Source organism: Pseudomonas sp. UBA4194 (assembly GCF_002379585.1).
Classification (GTDB): domain Bacteria; phylum Pseudomonadota; class Gammaproteobacteria; order Pseudomonadales; family Pseudomonadaceae; genus Aquipseudomonas.
The window spans coordinates 6613-11664 of the sequence record NZ_DFUE01000051.1; the positions used below are offsets into that span (position 1 = coordinate 6613).

Below are 5052 nucleotides of genomic sequence, written 5' to 3' on the forward strand. Positions count from 1 at the left end.
CGCCGAACCCGCCATACCCCCACGCCATGCTACATTCACCACTGAGCTTTTTGCCGATTCAACGGTCACAGCCTCACTCCGCTTTCACCGTCGGGACTTATCCATGCGTCTGCGTAACTATCTGCTAGCCAGCTTCGTCACCCTGTCGAGCGTGCAATTGCATGCCGAAACCGTCAATAACCTCTATCAGGTGCGCGAGCCGGTCAGCAGTCAAACCCCGGATGAGCGCACCCAGGCCACCCAGCGCGCCCTCGAGACGCTGGTGTTGCGCCTGACCGGCGATCCCAAGGCATTTGCCAGCCCAGGCCTGGCGGCCGTTCGCCAGGATCCTCAGCAGATCATCAGTCAGTATGGCTACGACGCCGGGCCACCCGAGTCGCTGCAAGTCGATTTCGACGTCGCCAGCACCGACAAGGCCCTGCGTGGGGCCGGGCTGGCCACGTGGGGCAGCAATCGGCCGTCGATTCTCGGTTGGTGGTTGAGTGACAGCGTCGAGGGCAGCAGCCTGGTGGGCGATGGTCAGGCAGCCGCCGAGCCCCTGCGCCGCGCCGCACAGCATCGCGGGTTACCACTGCGTTTGCCCCTCGCGGACCTCGGCGAGCAGGGCGTCGGCACCGCGCAGAATATCGACAACGCCAGCCCGGCGGCGCTGCGCTCGGCATCCGAACGTTACGGCGCCGACGCGCTGCTGGCCGTGCACGCCAAGGAAGAAGGCGGGCAATGGTCTGCCACCTGGCGTCTGTGGCAGGGTGACAAGCGTGAACAGGGCAAGGCCGAGGGTGCCGATCAGGCAGCGTTGGCCGATGCCGTGTTGCTGTCGGTCAGCCAGCGCCTGGCGACGCGATTTGCTGCCAAGCCCGGCGTCGGCGGCGACCTTACCCTGCTGGTCGGTGGCATGAATCTGGAACGCTATGCGCAGATGGGCCGATTGCTCGAGCCCTACGGTGGTCGGGTCAAGACCGTGGACGGCGACAAGGTGCTCTACCGTGTCACCGGCAGCGCGGATCAACTGCGCGCACAGCTGAGCCTGGCCAAGCTGCAGGAAGTCCCGCCCCAGCCTCCCGCACCCGTCGCGGTCGACCCCCAGGCGCCTCCAGGTACACCGGCACCTGCCGTGGAGCCTGCGCCAGGCCTGAGTTTCAGCTGGTAACACGTGCGTCGGTGCCCCGGTAGGTGCGCCAACGTTGCCATGATGCAATCCAACCCGCTGCCTCAAGGCGGGTTTTCTGTTCCCTTCTATATATACAGCTGGAGCTGGGCTTTTGATGACCGATATGCGGCGTTGGTTTTGGTTGGGGGCAGTGTTGTTGTTCTGCGCCTTCATCTATGTGTTGCACCCGATCCTCTCGCCGTTTCTGGTCGGGATTCTGCTGGCGTACCTGGCTGACCCGCTGGTCGATCGCCTGGAAAAGTGGAAATTGTCCCGCACCTGGGGCGTGGTGGTGGTGTTTGCCCTGTTCGCTCTGGTGCTGGCTTTGGCGTTGCTGGTGCTGATCCCAATGCTCGCCAAGCAGTTGGTCAGCCTGTACCAGATGGCACCGCAGATGCTCGACTGGCTCCAGCACACCGCCCTGCCATGGGTGCAGACCCGCCTGGGGCTGGCCGACGGCTTCTGGAAGTTCGACAAGATCAAGGCCGCCATCAGCGACCACATGGGGCAGACCACCGATATCGTCGGAGTCATCCTGTCCCAGGCCACGGCCTCCGGCCTGGCCTTGATGGCCTGGACCGCCAACTTCGTGCTGATCCCGGTAGTCGCGTTCTACCTGCTGCGCGATTGGGACGTGATGATGGCCAAGATCCGCAGCCTGCTGCCGCGCCAGCGCGAAGGTCAGATCGTCAAGCTTGCCAGCGAATGCCATGAGGTGCTGGGCGCGTTCGTGCGTGGACAGCTGCTGGTCATGCTCGCGCTGGGTGTGATCTACGCCGCCGGATTGATGCTGGTGGGCCTGCAACTGGGCCTGTTGATCGGCGTCGTGGCGGGGCTGGCAGCGATAGTGCCGTACATGGGCTTCGTCATCGGCATAGGTTCGGCCATTGTCGCCGGGCTGTTCCAGTTCGGCCTGGACCCGTTTCACATGATTGCCATCGTCGCAGTGTTCATGGTCGGCCAGGCGCTTGAAGGCATGGTGTTGACGCCGCTGTTGGTGGGCGATCGCATCGGCCTGCATCCGGTTGCGGTGATCTTTGCCATCCTGGCTGGGGGAGAGCTGTTCGGCTTTACCGGTGTACTGTTGGCGTTGCCCGTGGCCGCGGTGATCATGGTGCTGGTGCGTCATATGCATGATGTGTACAAGGAATCGGCTATCTATGGCGGCAGCGAAGACCCTGATCTTTAAGGCGCAACGTTGCCGCTGCGGTGCCAAAGGTTTAACTGGGCCCATATTGGCCGAGCTAAACCTTTGATTTTCCTTGGAGTCCTTTGCATTGTGCGGGCGCCTTGGCAGGTATAAACTTTGCCCACTTCACACAGAGGCCCGTTGCAGCCCGCACCCTGGGTTGTTCAGCCAGCATGAAACCGATCCAGTTGCCCCTTGGTGTGCGTCTGCGGGATGACGCCACCTTCATCAACTACTATCCAGGCGCCAATGCCGCGGCACTCGGCTACGTCGAGCGCCTGTGCGAAGCCGACGCTGGCTGGACCGAAAGCCTTATCTACCTGTGGGGTAAGCAAGGGGTAGGGCGCACTCATTTGTTGCATGCGGCGTGCCTGCGTTTCGAGCAGTTGGGCGAGCCAGCGGTCTACTTGCCGCTGGCCGAACTGCTGGATCGGGGCGTCGGTATTCTCGACGACCTGGCCCAATATGAACTGGTGTGCCTGGACGACCTGCAAGTGGTGGCCGGCAAGCCCGAGTGGGAAGAAGCGCTGTTCCACCTGTTCAACCGCCTGCGCGACAGTGGCCGGCGATTGCTGATCGCGGCTTCCCATTCGCCGCGAGAGCTGCCGGTAAAACTGGCGGACCTGAAGTCGCGGCTGACCCTGGCGCTGATCTTCCAGATGCGCCCCCTCTCCGATGAAGACAAGCTGCGGGCATTGCAACTGCGAGCCTCGCGCCGTGGCCTGCACCTGACCGATGAAGTCGGCCATTTCATTCTCACCCGTGGCACCCGCAGCATGAGCGCGTTATTCGAGCTGCTCGAACGCCTCGATCAGGCTTCGCTGCAAGCACAGCGCAAGCTCACCATTCCGTTTCTCAAGGAAACCCTGGGCTGGTAGATCCGCCCACGACCGTCTGCGCATTCCGGCCTTGAGCCGCGACCAGTTCGGCCGCCAATCCCGCGATTCAGACACTCTATGAGCACTCCGGCCAGGGCTTCGATGCGGTTCTAACCACAGCCATGACTGCCCGTTTTGCATATATCCACCTCTCGATAACCGGCCCTGACCGGTCAGTGGATTTGTCATGAATATCAGTCCCATGGCTTCAAAATCGCGCACCGCAGGGGATGCCTGGCCGCAAAATGGGGCGTTAGATGTTCCGATAAATCTCACAAGTCACATTTCGTTCGATTGAATTTGCAAATGATGGCAATACAGGTATAGTCCCACTCACTTTAATTCTGACTCGCCACGGTCGTGCCCATGCTCAATCGCTTAGCACCCCTCGTGCCCATCGCACTCTTGACCCTGCTGGTCGGTTGCGCGGCTCAGTCGCCGGTATCGCAACAGCAGGTATTGAACCCGATCACGGTTCAACAGAATCAGTCGCCTTCGAAGGCTTCGCTGGTTTTCGAAGAAGAAATCGCCACCGAAGATGAGCTGGCCGAGTTTGACAGCAACAAGGCCTACGCCTTGCCACTGTTGGCGGACAGCATTCTGGAGCGTGGCAAGTCGCTGATCGGCACTCGCTACCGCTTTGGCGGGACCACGCAGACATCCGGTTTCGATTGCAGCGGTTTCATCGGGTATCTGTTCCGCGAGGAAGCCGGCATGACCTTGCCGCGTTCCACCCGCGAAATGATCAACGTGAAAGCCCCGCTGGTCGCGCGCAACAAGCTCAAGCCAGGCGACCTGCTGTTTTTCAGCACCAACGGCCGCGGCCGGGTGAGCCACGCTGGGATCTACCTGGGTGACGACCAGTTCATCCACTCCAGCAGCCGTCGCAGCGGCGGTGTGCGCGTCGACAGTCTCGGCGACAGCTACTGGAGCAAGACGTTTATCGAAGCCAAACGGGCATTGGCCATGGCGCCAACGACCATGGTGTCGAGCAAGTAGTCAGTACGGGTGTGAACAACGGCGGTGAGGCTAGAGTCTCAGCGCCGTTTGTGTTTTCGGGTAATGAATCTAGTCTATTACGGCAGTTGGATCAGGATGGTTCGGTTTATGTCTACCCAGGCACGCCTCATCGCTACAATGGTCATCGCCGCCGTTCTGGGTGGCTGCGCCAGCGCGCCACCGGTCAAGGTAATGACGCCCAAGGTCATCAATCCCGTGGTCATGAACCCCAACAACGATATGGTCGGTGCTGCCGACGATGTGCTGTTCCGGGCGCTTGGGCTGGTGGGTACACCCTACCGCTGGGGCGGCAATACGCCAGACTCGGGTTTCGATTGCAGCGGGCTGATCAGCTTCGTCTACCGTGACGCCGCTGGTATTGCCCTTCCGCGCTCGACGAGGGAGATGATCGTGATGCGCTCACCGGATGTCGACCAGACGCACCTGCAGTCCGGTGACCTGGTGTTCTTCGCCACCAGCGGAGGGTCGCAAGTGAGTCATGCCGGCATCTATGTCGGCGAGGGCCGCTTCGTACACGCGCCCGCCACGGGCGGAACGGTGAAACTGGATTATCTGAACAAACCGTATTGGCAGAAGGCGTATCTGAACGCGAAGCGGGTATTGCAGCCGGGGCAACTGGCCAGGAATCCGTGAGCGGCGGTGGGCTTTGGGATTAGCGGTGAATGGTCCCCTCACCCCAGCCCTCTCCCTGGGGGAGAGGGGGCTAGAAGCGGATTGTCGTGGCTGATGCATCGCTGATCTTAAAGGGTTCGCCGGTCCACTCCGTTGGCGGCGCGCAGCACATCTGCCATCACTGCCAGGGCAATTTCGGCTGG

5 protein-coding genes are annotated in these 5052 nt (G+C 61.5%); all 5 read left to right on the plus strand.

Features of this window, described 5'->3' with window-relative positions; genetic code table 11:
• Positions 1-103: 103 nt before the first annotated feature.
• The 5 genes from B3397_RS13460 (at position 104) to B3397_RS13480 (ending at position 4870) form a co-directional block, all read left to right on the plus strand.
• Positions 104-1150, plus strand: coding sequence for a DUF2066 domain-containing protein (locus B3397_RS13460; protein ID WP_296250848.1), 1047 nt, complete (start codon positions 104-106; stop codon positions 1148-1150).
• 115 nt (positions 1151-1265) lie between these two features.
• Complete coding sequence (locus tag B3397_RS13465; protein WP_296250850.1) at positions 1266-2339, plus strand: AI-2E family transporter; 1074 nt, start codon at positions 1266-1268, stop codon at positions 2337-2339.
• 173 nt (positions 2340-2512) lie between these two features.
• The gene (gene hda, locus B3397_RS13470; RefSeq protein ID WP_296250853.1) at positions 2513-3217 is read left to right on the plus strand and encodes a DnaA regulatory inactivator Hda; all 705 of its coding nucleotides are present in this window, start codon (positions 2513-2515) and stop codon (positions 3215-3217) included.
• 366 nt (positions 3218-3583) lie between these two features.
• Complete coding sequence (locus B3397_RS13475; RefSeq protein ID WP_296250855.1) at positions 3584-4216, plus strand: C40 family peptidase; 633 nt, start codon at positions 3584-3586, stop codon at positions 4214-4216.
• 108 nt (positions 4217-4324) lie between these two features.
• Positions 4325-4870 (plus strand): C40 family peptidase, encoded by a 546-nt coding sequence (locus tag B3397_RS13480; protein WP_296250856.1) that lies wholly within the window; start codon positions 4325-4327, stop codon positions 4868-4870.
• The last annotated feature ends 182 nt before the right edge of the window (positions 4871-5052 follow it).